Origin of the sequence: Pseudomonas sp. NBRC 100443 (genome assembly GCF_030268185.1) — a bacterium.
In the GTDB taxonomy this organism is placed as follows: Bacteria; Pseudomonadota; Gammaproteobacteria; order Pseudomonadales; family Pseudomonadaceae; genus Pseudomonas; species Pseudomonas citronellolis.
This window is the reverse complement of sequence record NZ_BSQE01000019.1, coordinates 107,296-128,199: the sequence shown is the minus strand read 5'-3', so window position 1 is coordinate 128,199 and position 20,904 is coordinate 107,296. Positions and strand designations below refer to the sequence as shown.

Sequence of the window (20,904 nt, the reverse complement as noted above, 5' to 3'; positions counted from 1 at the left end):
TGAAGCGATGGCGCTCGCCGGCAACACCTGGCTATCAGGATGACGCGGGACATATAGCCGCTCAGAACCAGTCCCCTCTCCCTTCAGGGAGAGGGTTAGGGAGAGGGAACGGACTCAACCGACGCAGCGGAATCTCCGGCGAACATCCGTTCGCGAGCAAGCTCGCTCCTACGAAAAGCCAGAGCGTCCTCTAGCCCTTCCTCGCCAACACCGCCGCCGCTCCCTGCGCCTTGCGCGAATACCAGAACACCCGGCTCACCCCGCGCGTCACGGCCACATAGGCCAATCGCAAGCTCTCATCCTGCATCGCCTGGTCATAGCTGTTGCGGAAGAACCCACTGTGCGCATACAGCACGTTGCGCAACGGATGGCGCTCCGGCGGCGCGCAGTCGTCGATGATGATCGCCACCTCCGCCTGCAGGCCCTTGGCGCGGTGGATGCTCATGGCCTTCACCGGCAGCTTGGCGTCGAGCTGCGCCTGGATCTGCTGCAGCGGCTCGTTGCGCCGGCTCAGCAGCATCACCGCGGTGCTCTCGCGGCTGCCGCGCTGGGCCACGTGCTCGCACTGGGCGCGGATGTCGGCCACCAGCCTGGGCAGGTCGCGGGCCAGGTCGAAGCGGGTTTCCACGCGCACGCCGTGGTCGCCCGGCTGCATAGGCTTGAAGGCGCGGCAGGTCTTGGCCTGCTTGAAGTTCACCTCGGCCAGCACCGACTCGGCATCGCGGATCACCGGCTCGATGCTGCGGTAGTTGGTCTCCAGCAGCAGCACCGTGCTCTGGCGGCTACGGCCCTTGCTGGGGAAATGCTTGTCGAAGTCCATGAACAGCTCCGGTGAGCTGCCGCGCCAGCCGTAGATCGACTGCCAGTCGTCGCCGATGGCCATCAGGCTCGGCGCCTTGCCGCTGCGCGCCAGGAAGCGGTGCAGGGCCTGCAGCCAGAGGACGATCTGCGGCGAGATGTCCTGGAACTCGTCGATCAGCAGGTGCGTCATCGGCTCGGCCGCTTCGAGCTTGGCATCGCCTTCGGCAAAGCGCTTGGTGAGCTGCTGGAAGGCGGCGTTGAAGGTGGTCAGGCGCTGGCGCTTGAGCAGGGCCAGGAAGAAGCTCCAGTAGATGGCCAGGGCTTCGAGGAAGATTTTCTCGCGGGTCGAGCAGTCCAGCTCGGCCACCTTCAGGTCCTGCGGGCGCAGGCCAAGGCTCTCCATGAAGCCAGCCTGGGTGTGGAAGACTTCCACCAGCGGCGCCTCGACGAACTCGCCGGGCAGGCGGAACGGCTGGACCGGCGCCGGGCCCGGCACTTCCTCCGGCTTCTCCAGGCCCAGCAGGCGGTGCACCTTGGCGCGGAAGGCGCCGTTGACCGCGTAGCATTCCTCGTAGGCCTCCAGCAGCAGGCGCTGCTGCGCCGGGCGCAGGCGGCCACCGGTGAGGGGGTTGTCCGGCTCGTCGGGGTTGCGCTCCTCCAGTTGCTCGAACCAGCGCTGCTTGCCCAGCAGCTCGCGGGCCTGCACGCCCATGGCCGAGTGGAAGGTGCGCACGCATTCACGGGCGCGGGCCATGTCGAAGGGGTACTGCCAGAAGGCGAGCACACGCACCAGCTGTTCGCGCAACTGCGCGCAGGAGGCGTTGGTGAAGGAGATCACCGTGACCTTGTCGGCCTCGATCCCCAGGTGGCAGAGCATGAACACCAGGCGCAGCACCAGGGTGGTGGATTTGCCCGAGCCTGCGCCGGCGAAGATGCGCGCCAGCGGCTGGCGGCAGAGGATCATCGCCCACTGCTCGTCCGACGGCGGGCTGACCACGCCGGCGCTGACCGCCTGGCGCACCCGCTCGCGCATCGCCTCGACCTGCTCCGGGCGCACCGCCAGGGCGCGCGCCGGGTAGATGCCGGCGGGGCCTTCCGCCGCGGGCTTCGCCGAAGGTTTCTCGCCCGCCTCGGCCTTGGGTTTGCGCGGCGCGCGGGGCTTGGCCACGGCGCCGTCCTTCTTCCGCGCCGTGGCGCGCGGCTTCTTCGCCGTTGGCGGCTGGGCGGCCTCGTTCTGCTCGCGCAGATAAGCGGTGGTGCGCGGGAAATACCGCGCCAGGGATTCGGACAGCAGCAGTTTGTAGCGCCTTACGGCAGACAGCATCGGAAGGCTCCGGCCCTGGAGGATGTCGCTGAATGATAAGGGGTTTCAGTGACGATCCGACAGCGCCGGGCGCCTTGCGTTCGCCTCAGGCGCCGGTCCAGCGGCGCAACAGCACGCTGGCGTTGACGCCGCCGAAGCCGAAGCCGTTGGACAGCGCGTATTCCGTCTGCAGCGCCCGAGGCGCGCCACGCACCAGGTCGATGCCGGTGGCGGTTTCGTCCGGCTCGTCGAGGTTGAGGGTCGCCGGGGCCAACTGGTCGCGCAGGGCCAGCAGGGTGAAGATCGCCTCCAGCCCGCCGGCCGCGCCCAGCAGGTGGCCGGTGGCGGACTTGGTGGCGCTCACCGCCACCGAGCCGGTATCGCCGAATACCGCGCGGATGGCCGCCAGCTCGCCCTTGTCGCCCACCGGCGTGGACGTGGCGTGGGCGTTCAGGTGGCCGATCGACGCCGGGTCGATGCCGGCCTGGGCGATGGCCAGTTGCATGGCCCGGCGCGCGCCGCTGCCGTCCTCGGGGCCGGCGGTCAGGTGGTAGGCATCGGCGCTGGTGCCGTAGCCGACCACTTCGGCCAGCGGCTGCGCGCCGCGGGCCAGGGCATGTTCCAGCGACTCGATCACCAGCAGCCCGGCGCCCTCGCCCATGACGAAGCCGTCGCGCTGGCGGTCGAAGGGCCGCGAGGCCTGCTGCGGCCGGTCGTTGAAGCCGCTGGACAGCGCCCGCGCCGCGGCGAAGCCGCCCAGGGCGACGCGGTCGATGGAGGCCTCGGCGCCACCGCACAGGGCGACGTCCGCCTCGCCGGCGCGGATCATCCGCGCGGCATCGCCGATGGCCTGCACGCTGGCGGCGCAGGCGGTCACCGGCGCGCCGATCGGCCCCTTGAAACCATGGCGGATGGACACGTGGCCGGCCGCCAGGTTGACCAGGAACGACGGGATGGTGAACGGCGACAGGCGCCGCGGCCCGCGCCCGTCGGTGGTGCGCACGGCGTCGGCGATGGCGCTGAAGCCGCCGATGCCCGAGCCGATCACCGTGGCCGTGCGCGTCTGCCCGCGTTCGTCCCGGGGCGCCCAGCCGGCCTGGGCCAGGGCCTCCTCGGCGGCGGCCAGGGCGAAGAGGATGAAGCGGTGCATCTTCTTCTGCTCCTTGGCCGGCGCGGCGCGCTCGGCATCGAAGCCGGCCTCGGCGTCCGCGGCGAGGTCCGGCACCGGGCCGCCCACCTCGCAGGGCAGGTCGCGGACGAATTCGTCGGCCAGCCGGACGATGCCGGAGCGCCCCTGCAGCAGGCGCTGCCAGGCCTTCTCGGTGCCACATCCGAGGGGGCTGACCACCCCGGTCCCGGTTACCACGATGCGTTGTACGGCCATGATTTCACCTGCATGGGGATGGCTTTGCCATCATTGAATTACGATCAACCTATAACATCCCGGGTAGCCGACCATCCGTCGTCGCGCCCGGCGCGGCGGGACGCGATCGACCACCCTTGCCCGGGTCCCGTATCCCTACAGAGGAGATCAGCCATGCGACTGGAAGGTTCCTGCCATTGCGGCGCCGTGACCTTCAGCCTGGAGAGCGCTCACCCATACCCCTACCAGCGCTGCTACTGCTCGATCTGCCGCAAGACCCAGGGCGGCGGGGGCTACGCCATCAACCTCGGCGGCGACGCCGCCAGCCTCAAGGTGCGCGGGCGCAAGCACCTGCGCGTCTACCACGCCAAGCTGCGCGAGCCCGGCCAGCGCACCCGCACCAGCACTGCCGAGCGCAACTTCTGCGGCGAATGCGGCAGCGCCCTGTGGCTGTTCAGCCCGGAATGGCCGGAACTGATCCACCCCTTCGCCTCGGCCATCGACACCCCATTGCCGGTGCCGCCGGAACACACCCACCTGCTGCTGGACTCCAAGGCCCCCTGGGTGGAGGTGGAAAAGCACCCGCGCGACCTGTACTTCGACGGCTACCCGGAGGAATCCATCGCCGACTGGCACCGGCGCCTGGGGCTGGAGCGCTAGGCCTGCAGGCGGAACACCGCGAAGGCCGGCTCGGCGCTGCTCCAGTGCTCGCGCACCAGCCAGCCGCCGCGCTCGGCCAGCGTGCGGAAGTCGTCGATGGCGTACTTGTAGGAGTTCTCCGTGTGCAGGCGCTCGCCGGCGCGGAACAGGTACTCCATGCCGGCGATGCGCACGCGCTGCTCGACGCGGCTGACCAGGTGCATCTCGATGCGGCTGTGCTCGGCGTTCCAGAAGGCCAGGTGGTCGAACTGGTCGAGCTGGAAGTCGGCGTCCAGCTCACGGTTGATGCGCTGCAGCAGGTTGAGGTTGAAGCGCGCGGTCACGCCCTCGGCATCGTTGTAGGCGGCCTCCAGCACTTCCACGTCCTTGCGCAGGTCGACCCCGACGATGAAGCTCGCCCCCGGCCCCAGCAGTTCGTGGGCGCCCTGGAGGAAGGCCAGGGCCTGTTCCGGGGCGAAGTTGCCGATGGTGGAGCCGGGGAAGAAGCCCAGCCGCGGGCCGTCGGCCAGCGCCGGGGGCAGCGCCTCCAGGCGGGTGAAGTCGGCGCACAGGGGCTCGACGCGCAGCGCCGGGTAGTCGCGCTGCAGGCGCGCGGCGGCCTTGTCCAGGGCCGCCGGGCTAATGTCGATGGGCACGTAGCGGCGGATCTGCGGCGCCGCATCCAGCAGCAGGCAGGTCTTCTCGCTGGCGCCGCTGCCGAACTCCACCAGGGTGCAATCGGCCGGGATGCGCTCGGCGAGGGCCGGGGCGATGCGCTTGAGCAACGCGGTCTCGCTGCGCGTGGGGTAGTACTCGCGGGTGCGGCAGATGGCCTCGAACAGCTCGGAGCCGGCGGCATCGTAGAAGTACTTGGGCGATAGCTGCCGCGGCTGCAGCGAGAAGCCCGCCTCCAGATCCTCGGCCAACTCGCGGGCGCGCGGGTCCAGCGCGGCCTGTTCGGGCAGGTCGCGGGCCAGGCGCAGGCCGGCGAACATCCAGCGCTTCTCGGGGTGGAAGAAGTTGCGGTAGCTGGGTCGCGAATGCCCGGCCGGGGTGATGCAGGCGCCGCCGCGCAGGACCATCTGGCTGACCATGAACTTGCCGTTGTACTCGCCCACCGCCCCGGCGCCGGGACGGAAGCCCGGGTACGCCGCATAGGCGCTCTGCGTCCACTGCCAGGCGGCGTCGTAGAGCTGGCGCAGGCGGCCGTCGCGGGCGGCCACTTCCCATTCCATTTCGGTGGGCAGGCGCGCGCCGGCCCAGTTGGCGTAGGCGCTGGCCTCGTAGTAGCTGACGTGCAGCACCGGCGCGTCCAGGTCCAGCGGGCGCAGGCCGGCCAGGCCGAACTCGTGCCAGCCGTCGTCCTGCCGTCGCCAGTACAGCGGCGCTTCCCAGCCCTCCTCCTGGACCTTCGCCCAGCCGTCGGACAGCCAGAATTCCGCGCGCCGATAACCGCCATCCTCGATGAACGCCAGCCACTGGCCATTGCTCACCAGCGACTTGGCGATCTCGAAGGGCGCCAGGAAACAGCGGTGCGCCGGCGCCTCGTTGTCGAAGGCGAAACCCTGGCCGTCATGGCCGATGCCCAGCAGCCCGCCCTGGATCGCCAGGAAGCGCTGCGGCCCGCAGGCCGGGGGCGCATACCCGTCGCCATAGGCCGGCGCCAGCGGCGACAGGCTGAACAGGTGGAGGATGTCCATCAGCAGCAGTTCCTGGTGCTGCTCCTCGTGGGCCAGGCCCAGGCGCACCAGGGCTTCCAGCTCGGCGTCGGGTTCCCCGTCCAGCAGCGCCTGCATGTGCTCGTCGACGTGCAGCCGGTAGTCGAGCACCCGGTGCAGCGGCGGCCGCGTCAGCATCCCCCGCTGCGGCCGCGGCTGGCGAGCGCCCAGAGCCTCGTAGTAGGAATTGAACAGGTAGCCGAAGCTGGCATCGAACTCGGCGTAGCCGGCCAGCCGCGGCTTGAGCAGGAAGGTCTCGAAGAACCAGGTGGTGTGCGCGATGTGCCACTTGGCCGGGCTGGCGTCGGGCATCGACTGGGCGACCGCGTCCTCGGCGCCGAGGGGGGCGATCAGTTCCTCGCTGTGCCGCCGCACCTGGCGGTAGGCATCGAGCAGGGATGGGGCCTTGCTGGACATGGGGTGGTCCCCTTTTCCGTGGGCGGGTTCGGAACGCAGGCGGCCATTCGTTCTCGAGGCTGACCTTCTCCGGGTGGAAGGCACCGCTGCGTCGCACTCATCGGGTTCGAGCCGCGGCCCCGGTCAAAGGTTGCAACGAAGTGTCGCCGGGGCCGCACCTTTTCAGGGTAGAAGCGCTCGCCGCGCCGGCCGGGAAAAACCGATGGGCGTGCCCGCTTGCCCCACCCGCCCGGCTGGCCGATAGTCGCGCTTCGACAAGGAGGCAGCATGTTCAGCAGAAGACAGATCAACCGCGCCATGCTCCTGGCGCCCCTGGCCGGCCTGCTCGCCGGCACCGCGCGGGCGGAATCCACGCTGGAGCGCCTGCAGCAACTGGAACGCGACAGCGGCGGGCGCCTGGGCGTGGCCGTGCTCGACACCGGCGACGGCCGCTGCTTCGGCCTGCGCGAGGACGAGCGCTTCCCGCTGTGCAGCACCTTCAAGCTGCTGCTCGCCGCCTGCATCCTAGCCCGCGTGGACCGCGGCGAGGAGCAGTTGGCGCGGCGCATCGTCTACGGCCAGGCGGACTTGGTGGAATATTCGCCGGTCAGCGAGCGCCACGTCGGCCAGCCGGGCATGAGCGTCGCCGAACTCTGCGAGGCGGCGATCACCCTGAGCGACAACGGTGCCGCCAACCTGTTGCTGGCCAGCCTGGGCGGCCCCACCGGGCTGACCGACTGGCTGCGCAGCACCGGCGACGGCGTCAGCCGCCTGGACCGCAACGAGCCCACCCTCAACCAGGCCCTCCCGGGCGACCCGCGCGACACCAGCACCCCACGGGCGATGGTCGCCACCCTGCAGCGCCTGCTGCTGGGCGACGTCCTGCAAGCCGCCTCGCGCGACCAGCTGAACGCCTGGCTGGCGGCCAACAAGACCGGCGACAAGCGCATCCGCGCCGGCCTGCCAACGGGCTGGAAAGTCGGCGACAAGACCGGCACCGGCGAGCGCGGCACCAGCAACGACGTGGCCATCCTCCGGCCGCCGGGCCGCGCGCCGATCCTGGTGGCGGCCTACCTCACCGGCAGCCCGGCCCCGGCGGAAAAGCGCGATGCGCTGCTGGCGGAGGTTGGGCGGCTGGCGGCGGGGTTGGTGGAGCAGCCATAGAACGCAGCAACACTAGCAATGGCTGCGCTTGATCAAAGTACAACGTTCTGTACAATCCTCTCGTCCAGCACAGGATCAGCCATCCGCAATCCATTCCCGTCGGAAGATTCAATCAGCCCTGGCTTCGCCAGGAGGTACCCGCCATGCAAATTCTGACATTCAGCCAAGCGCGAGCCAGCCTGAAACAGGCCATGGATGACGTATGCCGCGATCATGAGCCGACTGTCATCACCCGGCAAAGAGGCGAACCTGTGGTTCTGCTTTCGCTGGAGGACTACAACGGCATGCGCGAGACCATGTACCTGCTGCAGTCCTCGGCCAACGCACAACGGCTGCATGAATCCATCGAGCAGTTACGAGTCGGCAAGAGCGTGCCAAGGGAATTGAGCCTCAGTGACGACGCAGAAGAAACGTAACAAGGCCGGCGCCCGAAAGACGGTCTCAGTGGCTTTCACCGATCACGGCTGGGATGACTACCAATACTGGAAGGGCCAGGATCCGAAGATATCCGCAACCCTGGACCGACTCATCGGCGAATGCCTGCGTACCCCCTTCAGCGGCACCGGCAAGCCCGAAGCGCTGAAGGGTAATCTCAGCGGGCTCTGGTCCCGCCGCATAACCCGCGAACACCGGCTGGTCTACCTGTTCGAAGACGGCCAACTCTTCATCGTGCAATGCCGCTACCACTACGACGGCTGACTCGCCTTCTCCGACGGCTCAAGCACGCGCCTGGAACATCCGCTCGTCATACATGAAATCGTAGCTGTCCTCGACCCGCACCAGGCTCATCGCCGGGTGCCGCGGGTTGAGCAGGAGGTTCCATTCCAGCGGCAGCACCGCCGAGGGCACTATCAGGCCGAGCTGTTCGCCGGCCCGCAGCCAGCGGGTGCCGTAGTCCCTGCTCGGGCGGTCCGCCGGCAGGCTGTTCCAGCCCTCGGGCAGGTCCCGGGGATCGGGCTTGAGGTAGAGGTCGTCGCCTTCCGGGAGCCGGAAGGCGGTGATCTTCATCGGGAAGGTCGGCCGGCCGCTGGCGTGCACGAAGGTTTCCAGGCAGCAGATGGCCGGCGTCAGGCCCAGGTAGACGACCGGTACGTCACGATGATTCCAGCGCCCGCCGAGGATGGCCGCGCCCTGGCCGCTCAGGTCGCCGGCCCGGGCCGCCTTGGCGACGCGCCAGGCCCGCATCAGGCGGCCCCGCCCCACTCCAGCGCGTGCAGCACGCGGCGTACCTGGTTGGAGCCTATCTCGGTGTCGCAGAGGCTCAGCGGCGTCTGGCCGCCAAGGGCCTGGTTGGGGCGCGCCAGCCACTGGGCCGCGGAGTCCTTGTCTTCGAACACCTGTTCGGCCAGCACGGCCACCGAGGCCAGACGGTCGAGGCGCTCCGAGGTGACCAGGTCCAGCGCCTGGTCGGCCTTCTTCTTGCGCTCGTAGGTGGACAGGGAGATGTTGAACAGCTCGACGAAGCCGGGGCCGCTGATGCGGAAGGTATCGCGCACCGATTCGACCCAGCGCCAGCTCAAGCCGTGGCGGATGTGCTGCAGCCGCTGGGCCTCGGTGAGGCTGGCATGGTCGTGCACCAGATGCCAGAACACCGGGGACGGCGAGTCGCTGCGACGACGATCTTCCGTCTTGATGGCCAACATGCGACCTCCTCAAATGATGAAAAATAAACCGTCAAATGAAGGCTACTCTCTTCTGGCGGTTTTGCCCAGCCAGGATGCCGGGAGCAGGTGGGCGCACAGCACGATGAACAAAATATTGCACACCCATCTTGAACAGAAGACTTCCTGCCTGGGCCTCATCACAAGAAAATAATGAATTCCTGCGCCATCTACTCATTGCTTGAGCCTATCGATTTGCCAATCCTCCTAAGTTCAGGCAATATAGTGTTCATTATGTTGAACATCACGATTCAAACCCTCTTCACTTCCCGCCTGGTCTCCCGCGAGCGCCACTGGACCGGCGATCTCTAGCGCCCTCCCTCGAAGTCACGTCTTTGGTGACGATGTACCCGAGCCTAACGCTCGCCCTGCGTCACCTCCCCCGCTCCGACTTTCCGCCTGGCCGCACGTGCAAACGTGGAGGTAGCGGCTTGCCCAAGGGAGGGCTCGCTCATGCGTTCCTGGATCTATCTGTTCGCCGCCATCGGTTTCGAAGTGGTCGGCACCACTTCGATGAAACTCACCACCGCCCTGGCCCCGTTCTATGGCCACCTGCTGATGTACGCCATGGTCGGCCTGTCGTACTACTTCCTGTCGCTGGCCATCAAGCGCGTGCCGGTGGGCGTGGCCTATGCCCTCTGGGAGGGCATCGGCATCGTCCTCATCACCCTGGTCAGCGTCGCCTGGCTGGGCGAGAACCTGGCCCCGGAGAAGGTCCTGGGCCTGGCCGTGATGATCGCCGGCATCCTGCTGGTGAAGTCCGGCACCCGCAGCAAGCGCGAGCCGTCCGCAGAGGAGGCCGTCGCATGCTGAGCCTCGATTGGGTTCCATTCGCCTGGCTGGGCCTGGCGATCGTGTTGGAAGTGATCGCCAACCTGCTGCTGAAGTACTCCGACGGCTTCCGCAGGCGCGCCCTGGGCGTCACCTCGATCCTCTGCGTGCTGGGCGCCTTCTCGGCCCTGGCGCAGGCGGTGAAGGACATCGAGCTGTCGGTGGCCTATGCGGTGTGGGGCGGCTTCGGCATCCTCGCCACCGTGGCCATGGGCTGGGCCCTGTTCGGCCAGCGCCTGGTGTGGCGTGGCTGGCTCGGGTTGGGCTTGCTGGTGGCGGGGATGGCGCTGCTGAAGCTGGCCTGAGGAAACGACAACGGGGCGCCGCATTGGCGCCCCGTTTTCGTTTGGGAGTGACGGATACCTGTGGGAGCGGGCCCTGCCCGCGATTTCGCGCGCAGGGCGCGCTCCTACAAGGGCACGGCGTATGGGCGACCTGTAGCGGATCTCATCCGCGAATCGCGCCGGGATGGCCGGCTATCGCGGATAAGGTCCGCTTACGGTTGAACTACGTGCCTCACGGAAACCTGTAGGAGCAGGCCCTGCCTGCGAAATCGCGCGCAGGGCGCGCTCCTACAGGGGCACGGCGTATGGGCAACCTGTAGCGGATCTCATCCGCGAATCGCGCCGATATGTCCGGCTATCGCGGACAAGGTCCGCTCCTACGCCGCCCCACCCGCGCCATTCCCCTGTAGGAGCGCGCCCTGCGCGCGAAATCGCGGGCAGGGCCCGCTCTACACGGGAGGCATGGTATTTCACCGTAGGATGGGTTGAGCGAAGCGATACCCATCACCGTGGCAGCATGGGTTTCGCAGGCTCAACCCATCCTACGAAGAGCACCTCGGCGCGACCCGCAAGACAGGTTGACGCCGAACCACCCAGCCGTGCCGGGCGGTCACGGCTCAGGCCGGCAGCCTCTCCAGGCGCCGGCGGATCACGTCCACCAGCAGGTCCGGCTGGAACTTGGAGAGGAAGTCGTCGCAACCCACCTTGCGCACCATGGCATCGTTGAAGCTGCCCGACAGCGAGGTGTGCAGCACCACGTAGAGCCCGGCCAGGCGCGGGTCGTTGCGGATCTCGGTGGTCAGGCGGTAGCCGTCCATCTCCGGCATCTCGGCGTCGGTGAAGACCATCAGCAGCTTCTCGTCCATGTCCTCGCCGGCATTGGCCCAGGCCTGCAGCTGGCGCAGCGCGCGCAGGCCGTCGGTGGCCACGTGCAGCTTCAGGCCAAGCTGGCCGAGGGTGTCGCGCAGCTGGTTGACGGCGACGCTGGAGTCGTCCACCACCAGCACCTCGCGACCGCTGGTCTGCGCCAGCAGGTCGTCGTCCAGGCGCTCGGCGGAGACGCGGGTGTTCATCGGCACGATCTCGGCCAACACCTTCTCCACGTCGATGATTTCCACCAGGCGCTCGTCGATGCGGGTGATGGCGGTCAGGTAGTGCTGGCGCCCGGCCCCGCCGGGCGGCGGCTGCACCGCCTCCCAGTTGAGGTTGAGGATGCGCTCCACGCCGCCGACCAGGAAGGCCTGCACCGAGCGGTTGTACTCGGTGACGATGATGGTGCTGCGTTCCTCGGGGCGCAGCGGGCGCATGCCGATGGCGTGGGACAGGTCGATCACCGGCAGGGTCTGGCCGCGCAGGTTGATCACCCCGCAGATCATCGGGTGGCGCTGCGGGATCAGCGTCAGGCGCGGCAGCTGCAGCACCTCCTGGACCTTGAACACGTTGATCGCGAACTGCTGCCGGCCGGCCAGGCGGAACACCAGGATCTCCAGGCGGTTCTGCCCCACCAGTCGGGTGCGTTGATCGACGCTGTCGAGAATGCCGGCCATGGGGGCTCCTGAAATCGGGATGAATAGCGTGTCGCTGTATCGGCCAGAATTCCGGCGACGAAATACTGGCGCAACGCCATCATGCCTCAGAAGCCCGTCCCGGGCCAGCCCCGGCGATCAGCCGCCGAGCAGCGGCGAATTCGCCGGCAGGTGCAGGCGCAGCGCTGCCGGGCGCACCTCGAAGCGCGCCCTTCGCGCCTCCAGAGGCTCGCCATCGAGGTTGATCGCCAGGCCCTCGCCCGCCTCCAGTTCGAGCCACGGCAGGCGCGCGCGGACGAACAGCTCCTGCAGCCCGCCACCGCTGCCGAGCAGGCTGCCCAGGGCGGACAGCATGTCGCCCGGCGCCGGCAGGATGCTGACGTCGAGCAGGCCGTCGTCGGCCAGCGCCTGGGCGCACAGCGGGTGCCCGCCGCCGGCCTGGCGGCCGTTGCCGATGCCCAGGGCGAGGAATTCGCCCTGCCAGTCGAAGCCCGGGCCGCGGAAGTGGCCTTCGGCCGAGTGCACCTCGGAGAAGCGGCTGATCCCGGTCAGCAGGTAGGCCGCGCCGCCCAGGGCCTTCTTCAGGTCTTCGGAGGTGTTGGCCGTGACCGTGGAACCGAAGCCGCCGGTGGCCATGTTGAGGAAGATGCGTCCCTCCACTTCGCCCAGGTCGATGGGCCGCGCCGCCTCCTCCAGCAGGCCCAGCGCCGCGGCCGGCTCCAGCGGGATGCCGGCGGCGCGGGCGAAGTCGTTGGCCGTGCCCAGCGGCAGCAGCGCCAGGCTGGCCTCGGCATCGGTGCGGTACAGCGCCTCGGCCACGGCCCGCGCGGTGCCGTCGCCGCCGCCGGCGACCAGCGTCGGGTAGCCGGCCGCCAGGGCTTCGCCGACCAGGCGCTCGGCATCGCCCTCCTCCCAGGTGACGCGCACGTCCAGCCGCCAGCCGGCCTCGCGGCGCGCCAGCACCGCCGCGCGCACCTCATCGTTGGCCGCCTGCTTGCCGTGCAGGATGAGCATCGCTTCGGGTTTCGCCATGGTCCCTCTCCCCTCCTTGAAGTCCATTCACTATGGACCATCGAACCGGGGCGCGAAGTTCAGGCCGGGTAGCCGGTGATCTCGCGAATGCTCCGGTACAGCGGCTTCAGTTGCCGGTACATGCGCTGGTAGACCTCGCGGTACAGCCGCTCGTAGGTGTGCTGCGCCTGCGGGCGCGGCTGGAACACCTGGCCGACGCGGGTCATGGCGGCGATGGCGGCGGCGAAGTCCGGGAACAGCCCCAGCCCCACCGCGCAGTCGATGGCCGCGCCCAGGCCGGAGGCCTCGTAGACGTGCGGGCGCTCCGCCGGCAGGCCGAAGATGTCGGCGGTCAGCTGCATGGCCGCATCGCTCTGCGAGCCGCCGCCGGCCACGCGCAGGCGCTCGATGCGGGTGCCGGAGCGCTTCTCGATGCGCTCCTTGCCCTGGCGCAGCGCATAGGCCAGGCCTTCGAGGATGGCGCGGTAGATGTGCGCGCGGGTATGCACGTCACCGAAACCGATGATCGCACCCTTGGCTTCCAGGCCGGGTTCGCGGATGCCCGGCGTCCAGTAGGGCTGCAGCATCAGGCCCATGGAGCCGGGCGGCACCTGCTCGACCAGTTCGTCGAACAGTTTCTCCGGCTCCACACCCAGCTCGGCGGCGCGCTGCATCTCGCGCAGGCCGAACTCGCGCTTGAACCAGCTGACCATCCAGAAGCCGCGGTAGATCATGACTTCGGTGTTGAAGTGATCGGGAATCGCCGCCGGGTACGGCGGGATCAGCGGGATGGTCTCCAGGTAGCGCGCGCGGGTGGTGTTGATGGTCGCGGTGGTGCCGTAGGACAGGCAGGCCACGCTGGGTTCGATGGCCCCGGCGCCGAGCACCTCGCAGGCCTTGTCGGCGCCGGCGGCGATCAGCGGCAGGCCCTCGGGGATGCCGGTGTGGCGGCTAGCCTCGGCGCTGATCGTGCCGAGCCTGGCGCCGGGCTTGAACAGCTCGGGCAACTGCTCCTGGCGCGCCTTCACCGCCTGCCATTTCCAGTCCCGCGGGGCGGCCCACTTCAGGCGTTTGTAGTCGAACGGCAGGTAGGCCACGCTGCACGCCAGGGAGTCGACGAAGCGCCCGCACAGGCGATGGGTGAGGAAGCCGGACAACAGCAGCACCTTGTGCGTGGCCGCGTGCAACTCCGGCTGCTGCTGAGCGACCCAGTTGACCTCGGCCTGGCTGCGGAAGTAATCCACCGCGCCTTCGGCGCCGGCCAGCTTGAACAGCCAGCCCCAGAGCCCCTTGATACGGCCCTCGACCTCGGCGCGGCGCTGGTCCAGCCAGAGGATCGCCGGGCGCAGCGGTTTGCCCTGCCCGTCGACGTGGATCACGGTGCCGCGCTGGGTGGTCAGCGACACGCCGCGGATCAGGCTGCGGTCGATGCCGCTCTGCGCCCAGAGCAGCTGGCAGGCCTCGCCGAGCTTGGCCCAGTAGTACTCCGGGTCCTGCTCGGCCCAGCCGGGCTGGCTGGAATAGTAGGCCTCCAGCTCGACCTTGCCCTTGCCCACCAGGTTGCCGGCGAGGTCGAAGAGCAGCGCGCGCACGCTCTGGGTGCCGTTGTCGATGGCCAGCAGGTAGCTCTGTTCGCTCAAGGTGCGATCCTTCTCGTCAGGGGGCCTTGCCGGTGATGGGTCTCGTCGAGCCGATGGCACGGGCTCCACGTAGGATGGGTTGAGCCTGCGATACCCATCACGCTTCACCCGGCAAGCTATAGCAGCGCCGCCAGAGCTCCAGGTAGGTGCGCTCTTCTTCATGCCAGCGCCCATCGTCCCAGCCCAGTCGCGCCTGGCACAGCGCGCTGATGGCCGGCAGTTCGCCGGCGCCGCCGTTCGCCAGCAGCAGGCCCAGGCGCGTGCGGCGCAGCAGTAGGTCGTCCAGGTGCAGCACCAGCTCGCCTTCGGCGGCCCAGGCCAGTTCGGCCCACAGGCAGTCGCTGTCGCCCACTCGCCCGCTGCCGACTTCCGCCAGCAACCTGGCCAGTTGCGGCAGGTTGCGGCCGTGGCGGCCGGCCAGGCGCCGCCGCTGCTGCGGGCCCAGGCCGGGCAGGTCGACCTCGGGCACTGCGGCAAAAATTGCTGAGCCGCTATCCTCCAGCGTCTTGCCGAGCATGGGCGCGCAGGCCTGCAGCACCTCCAGGGCCAGGAGACGGAAGGTGGTCAGCTTGCCGCCGGCCAGGGTCACGCAGCCGGGCTCCTGCCACAGGGCGTGCTCGCGCTTTTCGTCCGAGGGTTTCTTCCGCGCCGCGCCGCTGCTGACCACCGGGCGCACCCCGGCCCAGGTCGAACGGATGTCGGCCCGGCCGATGCGTGCGGCGGGGAACTGCTGCGCGCAGGCGGCCAACAGATAGTCGACCTCTTCGTCGCTGATGCGGGCATCGCTGTCCAGGCCGTCGCCATGGTCCAGGTCGGTGGTGCCGACCACGCTGGCGCCTTCCCAGGGGAAGACGAACACCGGGCGCCGGTCCGCCGCGTGCATGAAGCTGAAGGCGTGGGCCACCGGCAGGCGCCAGGCTGGCAGCAACAGGTGGCTGCCGCGCAGGGGGCGGATGTGCTCGTCGCCTTCCCTGCGGCGCAGGCCGTCGGCCCAGGCGCCGGTGGCCAGGGCCACCACGCCGGCGCGCAAGGCGAAGCGCTCGCCGCTTTCCCGGTCCTCGGCCAGCAGGCCGGTCACCCGGCCGCCTTCCCGGCTCAGTTCCAGCACGCGCAGGCCGTTGAGCGCCTCGCCGCCGTCGGCGCGGGCCTCGTCCAGCACGCGCATGACCAGGCGGGCGTCGTCCACCACCGCATCGGCGAAGCGCGTGCCGCCCAGCAGGCCGTCCTCCTTCAGCCCCGGCGCCAGGTAGCGCAGTTGCTGCAACGGGTAATAGAGGTGGTTGCGCTTGCCGGCCAGGGCGTCGTACACGGCCAGCAGGCCGCCGAACACCTTCGGCCCGGGGAAGCCGCCGCGGTAGTGCGGCATGATGAAGCTCAACGGCTCCACCAGCCCCGCCGCCTCGCCGAGCAGGCGCTGGCGCTCGCGCACCGAGTCGCGGGTCAGGCCGAACTGGCCCTTGGCGATGTAGCGCAGGCCGCCGTGGACCATCTTCGAGGAACGGCTGGAGGTGCCCCAGGCGAAGTCGCGCTGCTCCAGCAGCAGGCAGCGCCATCCTCGCCGGGCCGCCTCACGGAGGATGCCGGCGCCGGTGATGCCGCCGCCGACCACGATCAGGTCCCAGTCGCGCCCGGCCAGTTCGGCCAGCGCCTGCCGACGCCAGGCGGCGTTCCACATGGCGTCAGTCCTGCAGCAGGGTGCCGGGGTTGAGCCGGCCCGCGGGGTCGAAATGGCCGGCCAGGGCGCGCAGGGTGGCCATGCCCAGTTCGCCCTTCTCCAGCGCCAGGTACGGCGCGTGGTCGCGGCCCACGCCGTGCTGGTGGCTGATGGTGCCGCGGTTCTCGACGATCGTCCGGCTGGCGGCCTGCTTGAGTCGGCGCCAGCGCTCATGGGTGGCGGCATAGCTGGACGCCGGGCGGAACACGTAGGTGGTGTAGATGCTGGAGCCTTCGCCATAGACGTGGGACAGGTGGCTGAACACGTGCACCCGCTCGCCTTCCGCCGCCAGGCCGTCGCGCAGGCTGGCCTCGATGCGCTGCATCAGGTTGTCGACGTTGCTCCAGTCGGTGGCGGTCTCCAGGGTGTCCACCACGTAGCCGGCCTGCCAGAGCGTCTCGCGCAGGTAGGGCGAGCGGAAGCGGCTGGCTTCCCACTTGCGCCCCAGCAGGGTGCCGGTGAACACCCCGCCGAAGCCCTTCAGCTGACGCCGCGCGAGCTTCAGCGAAGCGGCGTTCTGCGCGCGGCTGCCGGTGACGCCGAAGGTCAGCATGCACTTGCCCTCGCCCGCCCCGCGCCACTTCAGGTAGCGCTCCAACCAGGCGATCTGCCCGGGATGGCCGGCCAGGGTCAGCTGGGTGCGGGTTTCCACCGCGTTGGACAGGCGCAGCATGGACAGCTGCACCCGCGCCTGGGCCAGGCTGCGGATGGCCGCCAGGCCCTGTTCCCAGGACGGCAGGAAGACCACGTAGAAGCGCTCCTGCTCGGCCAGCCGCGAGACGCGCACCTTGACCGAGGATATGACGCCGAAGCGGCCCTCCGAGCCCAGCACCAGCTCGCGCAGGTCGGGACCGGCGGAGGATGCCGGGAAGGTGGGGATTTCCAGTGGCCCGGCGAAGGTCTCCAGGGTGCCGCCGGCGAACAGCTGCTCGATGCGCCCGTAGCGCAGCGACTGCTGGCCGCTGGAACGGCTGGCCACCCAGCCGCCGAGGGTCGACAGTTCCCAGGACTGCGGGAAGTGGCCGAGGGTGTAGCCGCGGGCGCGCAATTGGCTTTCCACCTGCGGGCCGTTGGCGCCGGGGCCGAAGGTGGCCACCAGGCTTTCCTCGTCCAGCTCCAGCAGGCGGTTCATGTGCGCCAGGGAAACGGTCAACACCGGCTTGTCGGAGGCCGGCGGGTTGATGTGCCCGGCCACCGAGGTGCCGCCGCCGTAGGGGATCAGCAGGCAATCGGTGCGTTCGGCATAGCGCAGCAGTTCGCGGATCTGCTCGGCGCTCTGCGGGTAGGCCACGCCGTCGGGGAAGCGGCCGAACTCGCCCTCGCGCATGGCCAGCCAGTCCGGCAGGCTCTGGCCGCGGGCGTGCAGCAGGCGGTCCATGGGCTCGCGCAGCAGCAGCGGGTGCTCGGCCAGGCGCGAGGCCGGCACCTTGGCCAGCACGGCGTCGAGGCTGGCATCGGGCAGCGCGAGGCCAGGGCCGATCTGCTCGGCGAGAAAGGTCCGGCCCGAGCCGGGCAGTTCCATCGAAGTGCTTTCCTCACCCCAGCCATTCCAGCGTCGCATGCCTGCCGTGCTCCTGTTCCGGTCGCTCGCAATGGCTGCCTATACTAGTCGGCCGCTCGGGCCTGTCACTGTCGGATCGGGCCAGCGCCAGTCGCCAATAGAGCCACCAGAACAAGAGCGCACCATGCACGCCCTCGGCTATACCTCCGTACCCGCCCTGCTCAAGTACCTGCGCCAGGCCGAGCACCTCGGCCTGGACGTCGACGCCGCCCTGCGGGCCGCCGACCTCACCCGCGCACAGCTGGCCGACAACAGCCAGCGCCTGCCCAGCGAAGCCCACGAACGCCTGCTGGGGTATTTCTGCGAACACGCCAATGATCCGCTGTTCGGCCTGCACGCCGCGCGCTTCGTGCAGCCGGGCTCGTGGAGCGTGCTCGGCTACATCACCATGAACTGCGCCACCCTGGGCGAGGCGATGAACCGCATCATTCCCTACGAGAAGCTGGTGGGGGACATGGGCGTGAGTCGCGTCGAGCCGGGCGACGGCCATGTGCGCCTGGTCTGGAACTGCCGCCACCAGGCCGCCGACATCCGCCGCCACATGGTGGAGAACGTGCTGGCCTCGTGGCTGCTCTATGCGCGCTGGATCGCCGATTTCGAAGGTTCGCCCGAGGAAGTCTGGTTCGAGCACGCACAGCCGGCCGGCACCGAGCTGGCCGAGTACGAGCGGCTGTTCGGCTGCCCGGTGCGCTTCGAAAAGCCCTGCAGCGCCCTGCTGGTGCCGCTGCCCCTGCTGGCCTTCCCGCTGCGCCAGGCCGACGCCAACCTCCTGCGCACCCTGGAAGAACACGCCCTGGCCATGATGGCCGAACTGGACGACGACGAACCGCTGCCGCTACGGGTGAAGAACGCCCTGCGCCTGCTGATGAAGGACGGCCTGCCGCGCAAGGAGCGCGTCGCCGAGCGCTTCGACATGACCGTGCGCACCCTGCAGCGCCACCTGCAGCAGGCCGGCACCAGCTACCAGCAGATCCTCGACACCCTGCGCCAGGAACTGGCCGAGCACTACCTGCTGCACAGCGACCTGCAGATCCAGGACATCGCCCAGTACCTGGGTTTCACCGAATCGCGCTCCTTCCACCGCAGCTTCAGGGCTGGACCGGGGAGACGCCGGGGGAATACCGCCAGCGCCATCGGCCGGCGGCGGGGTGAGTAGATTCGCGGGCAAATGCCGGGAGGCACGGCATGTCCCCTGTAGGAGCAACTGTCTTGCCGGCCGCGCCGGGGTGCTCTTCGTAGGATGGGTCGAGCTTGCGAAACCCATGCGGTGGCGGTGATGGGTATCGCTTCGCTCAACCCATCCTACGGGGCCTTGTGTTTACCGGAGGTGTAGGAGCGGGCCCTGCCCGCGATTCGCGCGCAGGGCGCGCTCCTACATGGAATGGTGCGGGTGGGGCGGCGTAGGAGCGGATCTTATCCGCGAATCGCGCCGGGGGTTCCGGCTATCGCGGACAAGGTCCGCTCCTACATTACCGGCGAGCACGGCGCAGCCGGCAAGACAGTTGCACCTACAACAGCACTTCGCTCAGGGGAATGAAGGGCACCGTCTCGCCCTCTTCCAGCGTCCGCCCTTCGCGCACTTCCACCAGGCCGTCGGCCCAGGCGGCGCTGCGCAGCACGCCGGAGCTCTGGTTCGGGTAGATCAGCGCGCGGCCGTTCTCCAGGCGCGCGCGCAGGTATTCGCGGCGGTTGCCGGCGTGCTTCCAGGCGAAGCCGGCGGGCACCTCGAAGCGCAGCGGCGTCACCGCGTCCACGCCCAGGCGGCGCAGCAGGTAGGGGCGCGCCAGCAGGGCGAAGGTGACCAGGGTGGAGGCCGGGTTGCCCGGCAGACCGATCACCGGCGTCCCCTGGTAGTGGCCCAGGGTCAGCGGCTTGCCCGGCTTGATCGCCAGCTTCCACAGCGCCAGCTCGCCGGCCTCGCGCAGGGCCGCGCCGAGGAAATCGGCCTCGCCCACGGAGACGCCGCCGGTGGTCAGGATCAGGTCGGCGCCGCCCAGCGAGCCAAGCACTTCGCGGGTCTTCGCCAGGTCGTCGGGGAGGATGCCGGCATCCCGCACCTCGCAACCGGAGCGCAGCAGCCAGGCCTTCAGCAAGGCGCGGTTGCTGTTGTAGATCTGCCCGGTGCGCAGCGGCTGGCCCGGCTCCACCAGCTCGTCGCCGGTGGACAGCAGCGCCACCCGCGGCTTGCGCCGCACGTTCAGCATGGCCTGGCCGAGCGAAGCGGCCAGGCCAAGCTCGATGGCGCCCAGGCGCGTGCCGGCCGGCAGCACCTGGTCGCCCTGGCGGGTCTCCTGGCCCTGCGGGCGGATGTGCTGGCCGAAGCGCAGCGCTTCGAGGAAGCGCACGCGGCCGTCCGCCAGCACCTCGACGTTTTCCTGCATCTCCACGCAATCCGCGCCATGGGGCACCGGCGCGCCGGTGAAAATGCGCGCGCAGGTGCCGGGTTGCAGCGGCGCGGGGGCGACGCCGGCGAAAATCTTCTGGCTCACAACCAGCGGCTCGCCCTGCCAGTCGGCCAGGCGCAGCGCGTAGCCGTCCATGGCGCTGTTGTCCCAGGGCGGCAGGTCGAAGCCGGCCTGCAGCGGCGCGGCCAGCACGCGGCCCTCGGCCTCGGCCAGGGGAACCTGTTCGACTTCCTCGATCGGCGCCTGGGCCGCCAGCGCCATCAGCCGCGCCAGGGCCTCCTCGACCGGCAGCAGGCCGGGCTTGCCGGGGCCGCTCATCCGCGGCTCTCGCAGGGCGCGGCCTGCTTCAGGTGCGGCACGAAGTTGCACGGGCGGTGACGGGCGTCCAGCTGCTCGGCGAGGATGCCGTCCCAGGCGGTGCGGCAGGCATTGGTGGAGCCCGGCAGGCAGCACACCAGGGTGCCGTTGGCCAGCCCGGCCAGGGCGCGGGACTGCACGGTGGAAGTGCCGATGTCGGCCACCGAGATCTGCCGGAACAGCTCGCCGAAGCCGTCCACCAGCTTGTCCAGCAGGCAGATGACCGCCTCCGGAGTGCTGTCGCGGCCGGTGAAGCCGGTGCCGCCGGTGACCAGCACCACCTGCACCTGTTCCTCGGCGATCCAGGCGGCGACCTGGGCGCGGATGCGATAGAGATCGTCCTTCAGCAGCACCCGCGCGGCCAGGTTGTGCCCGGCGGCGGTCAGGCGGTCGACGAACAGCTGGCCGGAGGTGTCGGTCTCCAGCGTGCGGGTGTCGCTGACGGTGAGCACGGCGATGTTCAGCGGCACGAATGCGGGCGTGGCCAAATGGCTCATGGACGGTGTCCTTGCTTGAGAGACGGGGATGCC

The 20,904-nt window shown here is 69.5% G+C and carries 18 protein-coding genes and 1 pseudogene; 7 read left to right on the top strand and 12 right to left on the bottom strand.

All coding sequences use genetic code 11. From position 1 onward, the window contains the following. Nucleotides 1-190: 190 nt before the first annotated feature. Both QSJ95_RS23300 and fabF read right to left on the bottom strand, forming a co-directional pair. Nucleotides 191-2,125 carry a UvrD-helicase domain-containing protein gene (locus QSJ95_RS23300; protein WP_285645581.1) on the bottom strand — a complete coding sequence of 645 codons (1,935 nt, stop codon included), beginning with the start codon at nt 2,123-2,125 and terminating at the stop codon, nt 191-193. Nucleotides 2,126-2,210: 85 nt separating this feature from the next. Next, nucleotides 2,211-3,488 (bottom strand): beta-ketoacyl-ACP synthase II, encoded by a 1,278-nt coding sequence (fabF, locus tag QSJ95_RS23295; protein ID WP_285645580.1) that lies wholly within the window; start codon nt 3,486-3,488, stop codon nt 2,211-2,213. Between the two features lie 153 nt (nt 3,489-3,641). On the opposite strand from fabF, the gene QSJ95_RS23290 reads away from it, so the two are divergent. Further along, nucleotides 3,642-4,127 (top strand): GFA family protein, encoded by a 486-nt coding sequence (locus tag QSJ95_RS23290; protein ID WP_009623540.1) that lies wholly within the window; start codon nt 3,642-3,644, stop codon nt 4,125-4,127. Here QSJ95_RS23290 and egtB read toward each other — a convergent pair. Next, nucleotides 4,124-6,241, bottom strand: a complete 2,118-nt coding sequence (gene egtB, locus QSJ95_RS23285) for an ergothioneine biosynthesis protein EgtB (RefSeq protein ID WP_285645577.1) — start codon at nt 6,239-6,241, stop codon at nt 4,124-4,126. The two genes, QSJ95_RS23290 and egtB, sit on opposite strands and share 4 nt — an antisense overlap. Nucleotides 6,242-6,508: 267 nt before the next feature. On the opposite strand from egtB, the gene bla reads away from it, so the two are divergent. The 3 genes from bla (at nt 6,509) to QSJ95_RS23270 (ending at nt 8,083) form a co-directional block, all read left to right on the top strand. Next, nucleotides 6,509-7,384 carry a class A beta-lactamase gene (bla, locus tag QSJ95_RS23280; RefSeq protein WP_285645576.1) on the top strand — a complete coding sequence of 292 codons (876 nt, stop codon included), beginning with the start codon at nt 6,509-6,511 and terminating at the stop codon, nt 7,382-7,384. A gap of 143 nt (nt 7,385-7,527) precedes the next feature. Continuing rightward, a complete protein-coding gene (locus tag QSJ95_RS23275) occupies nt 7,528-7,800 on the top strand; it encodes a type II toxin-antitoxin system Phd/YefM family antitoxin (RefSeq protein ID WP_043270908.1) in 273 nt (90 codons plus the stop codon). 28 nt (nt 7,801-7,828) lie between these two features. Beyond that, nucleotides 7,829-8,083: a Txe/YoeB family addiction module toxin gene (locus QSJ95_RS23270; protein ID WP_043270910.1), complete on the top strand. Its 255-nt coding sequence runs from the start codon at nt 7,829-7,831 to the stop codon at nt 8,081-8,083. 18 nt (nt 8,084-8,101) lie between these two features. Here QSJ95_RS23270 and QSJ95_RS23265 read toward each other — a convergent pair whose 3' ends face one another. Together QSJ95_RS23265 and QSJ95_RS23260 are read right to left on the bottom strand one after the other, a co-directional pair. Beyond that, entirely contained in the window at nt 8,102-8,569 is a 468-nt protein-coding gene (locus QSJ95_RS23265; protein ID WP_267853163.1) for an RES family NAD+ phosphorylase, read from the bottom strand. Beyond that, the gene (locus QSJ95_RS23260) at nt 8,569-9,027 is read right to left on the bottom strand and encodes an Xre family toxin-antitoxin system antitoxin (protein ID WP_267853164.1); all 459 of its coding nucleotides are present in this window, start codon (nt 9,025-9,027) and stop codon (nt 8,569-8,571) included. The genes QSJ95_RS23265 and QSJ95_RS23260 overlap by 1 nt, the downstream gene beginning before the upstream one ends. 471 nt (nt 9,028-9,498) lie before the next feature. On the opposite strand from QSJ95_RS23260, the gene QSJ95_RS23255 reads away from it, so the two are divergent. Then, entirely contained in the window at nt 9,499-9,858 is a 360-nt protein-coding gene (locus QSJ95_RS23255) for an SMR family transporter (protein ID WP_281687241.1), read from the top strand. Next, nucleotides 9,852-10,181 (top strand): multidrug/spermidine efflux SMR transporter subunit MdtI, encoded by a 330-nt coding sequence (gene mdtI / locus QSJ95_RS23250; RefSeq protein WP_009623555.1) that lies wholly within the window; start codon nt 9,852-9,854, stop codon nt 10,179-10,181. The genes QSJ95_RS23255 and mdtI overlap by 7 nt, the downstream gene beginning before the upstream one ends. A 596-nt stretch (nt 10,182-10,777) precedes the next feature. On the opposite strand, the gene QSJ95_RS23245 is transcribed toward mdtI, so the two are convergent. The 5 genes from QSJ95_RS23245 to QSJ95_RS23225 form a co-directional block, all read right to left on the bottom strand. After that, nucleotides 10,778-11,707 carry a chemotaxis protein CheV gene (locus QSJ95_RS23245; RefSeq protein WP_058490681.1) on the bottom strand — a complete coding sequence of 310 codons (930 nt, stop codon included), beginning with the start codon at nt 11,705-11,707 and terminating at the stop codon, nt 10,778-10,780. A 117-nt stretch (nt 11,708-11,824) separates the two neighbouring features. Further along, complete coding sequence (gene yegS / locus QSJ95_RS23240) at nt 11,825-12,718, bottom strand: lipid kinase YegS (protein ID WP_285645567.1); 894 nt, start codon at nt 12,716-12,718, stop codon at nt 11,825-11,827. Between the two features lie 59 nt (nt 12,719-12,777). Continuing rightward, nucleotides 12,778-14,337, bottom strand: coding sequence for an FGGY-family carbohydrate kinase (locus QSJ95_RS23235; protein WP_285645566.1), 1,560 nt, complete (start codon nt 14,335-14,337; stop codon nt 12,778-12,780). Between the two features lie 97 nt (nt 14,338-14,434). Then, on the bottom strand, nt 14,435-16,012 hold the full coding sequence (locus tag QSJ95_RS23230) for a glycerol-3-phosphate dehydrogenase/oxidase (RefSeq protein ID WP_285645565.1): 1,578 nt from the start codon (nt 16,010-16,012) through the stop codon (nt 14,435-14,437). Between the two features lie 4 nt (nt 16,013-16,016). Further along, on the bottom strand, nt 16,017-17,612 hold the full coding sequence (locus QSJ95_RS23225; RefSeq protein ID WP_285645562.1) for an FAD-binding oxidoreductase: 1,596 nt from the start codon (nt 17,610-17,612) through the stop codon (nt 16,017-16,019). 124 nt (nt 17,613-17,736) lie between these two features. Here QSJ95_RS23225 and gliR point away from each other — a divergent pair. Continuing rightward, nucleotides 17,737-18,764, top strand: a pseudogene (gene gliR / locus QSJ95_RS23220) (AraC family transcriptional regulator GliR). A 356-nt stretch (nt 18,765-19,120) separates the two neighbouring features. Here the strand turns inward: gliR and QSJ95_RS23215 are convergent. Further along, the gene (locus tag QSJ95_RS23215) at nt 19,121-20,335 is read right to left on the bottom strand and encodes a molybdopterin molybdotransferase MoeA (protein ID WP_285645561.1); all 1,215 of its coding nucleotides are present in this window, start codon (nt 20,333-20,335) and stop codon (nt 19,121-19,123) included. Next, entirely contained in the window at nt 20,332-20,871 is a 540-nt protein-coding gene (moaB, locus tag QSJ95_RS23210; protein WP_285645559.1) for a molybdenum cofactor biosynthesis protein B, read from the bottom strand. The genes QSJ95_RS23215 and moaB overlap by 4 nt, the downstream gene beginning before the upstream one ends. Between the last annotated feature and the right edge of the window lie 33 nt (nt 20,872-20,904).

What these genes read in the sequence shown, in the direction of transcription:
- mdtI (WP_009623555.1), top strand. Translation starts at nt 9,852, where the DNA reads ATGCTGAGCCTCGATTGGGTTCCATTCGCCTGGCTGGGCCTGGCGATC.
- QSJ95_RS23230 (WP_285645565.1), bottom strand. Translation starts at nt 16,012, where the DNA reads ATGTGGAACGCCGCCTGGCGTCGGCAGGCGCTGGCCGAACTGGCCGGG.
- QSJ95_RS23290 (WP_009623540.1), top strand. Translation starts at nt 3,642, where the DNA reads ATGCGACTGGAAGGTTCCTGCCATTGCGGCGCCGTGACCTTCAGCCTG.
- moaB (WP_285645559.1), bottom strand. Translation starts at nt 20,871, where the DNA reads ATGAGCCATTTGGCCACGCCCGCATTCGTGCCGCTGAACATCGCCGTG.
- QSJ95_RS23300 (WP_285645581.1), bottom strand. Translation starts at nt 2,125, where the DNA reads ATGCTGTCTGCCGTAAGGCGCTACAAACTGCTGCTGTCCGAATCCCTG.
- fabF (WP_285645580.1), bottom strand. Translation starts at nt 3,488, where the DNA reads ATGGCCGTACAACGCATCGTGGTAACCGGGACCGGGGTGGTCAGCCCC.
- egtB (WP_285645577.1), bottom strand. Translation starts at nt 6,241, where the DNA reads ATGTCCAGCAAGGCCCCATCCCTGCTCGATGCCTACCGCCAGGTGCGG.
- QSJ95_RS23260 (WP_267853164.1), bottom strand. Translation starts at nt 9,027, where the DNA reads ATGTTGGCCATCAAGACGGAAGATCGTCGTCGCAGCGACTCGCCGTCC.
- QSJ95_RS23245 (WP_058490681.1), bottom strand. Translation starts at nt 11,707, where the DNA reads ATGGCCGGCATTCTCGACAGCGTCGATCAACGCACCCGACTGGTGGGG.
- QSJ95_RS23215 (WP_285645561.1), bottom strand. Translation starts at nt 20,335, where the DNA reads ATGAGCGGCCCCGGCAAGCCCGGCCTGCTGCCGGTCGAGGAGGCCCTG.
- QSJ95_RS23255 (WP_281687241.1), top strand. Translation starts at nt 9,499, where the DNA reads ATGCGTTCCTGGATCTATCTGTTCGCCGCCATCGGTTTCGAAGTGGTC.
- QSJ95_RS23265 (WP_267853163.1), bottom strand. Translation starts at nt 8,569, where the DNA reads ATGCGGGCCTGGCGCGTCGCCAAGGCGGCCCGGGCCGGCGACCTGAGC.
- bla (WP_285645576.1), top strand. Translation starts at nt 6,509, where the DNA reads ATGTTCAGCAGAAGACAGATCAACCGCGCCATGCTCCTGGCGCCCCTG.
- QSJ95_RS23225 (WP_285645562.1), bottom strand. Translation starts at nt 17,612, where the DNA reads ATGCGACGCTGGAATGGCTGGGGTGAGGAAAGCACTTCGATGGAACTG.
- QSJ95_RS23275 (WP_043270908.1), top strand. Translation starts at nt 7,528, where the DNA reads ATGCAAATTCTGACATTCAGCCAAGCGCGAGCCAGCCTGAAACAGGCC.
- yegS (WP_285645567.1), bottom strand. Translation starts at nt 12,718, where the DNA reads ATGGCGAAACCCGAAGCGATGCTCATCCTGCACGGCAAGCAGGCGGCC.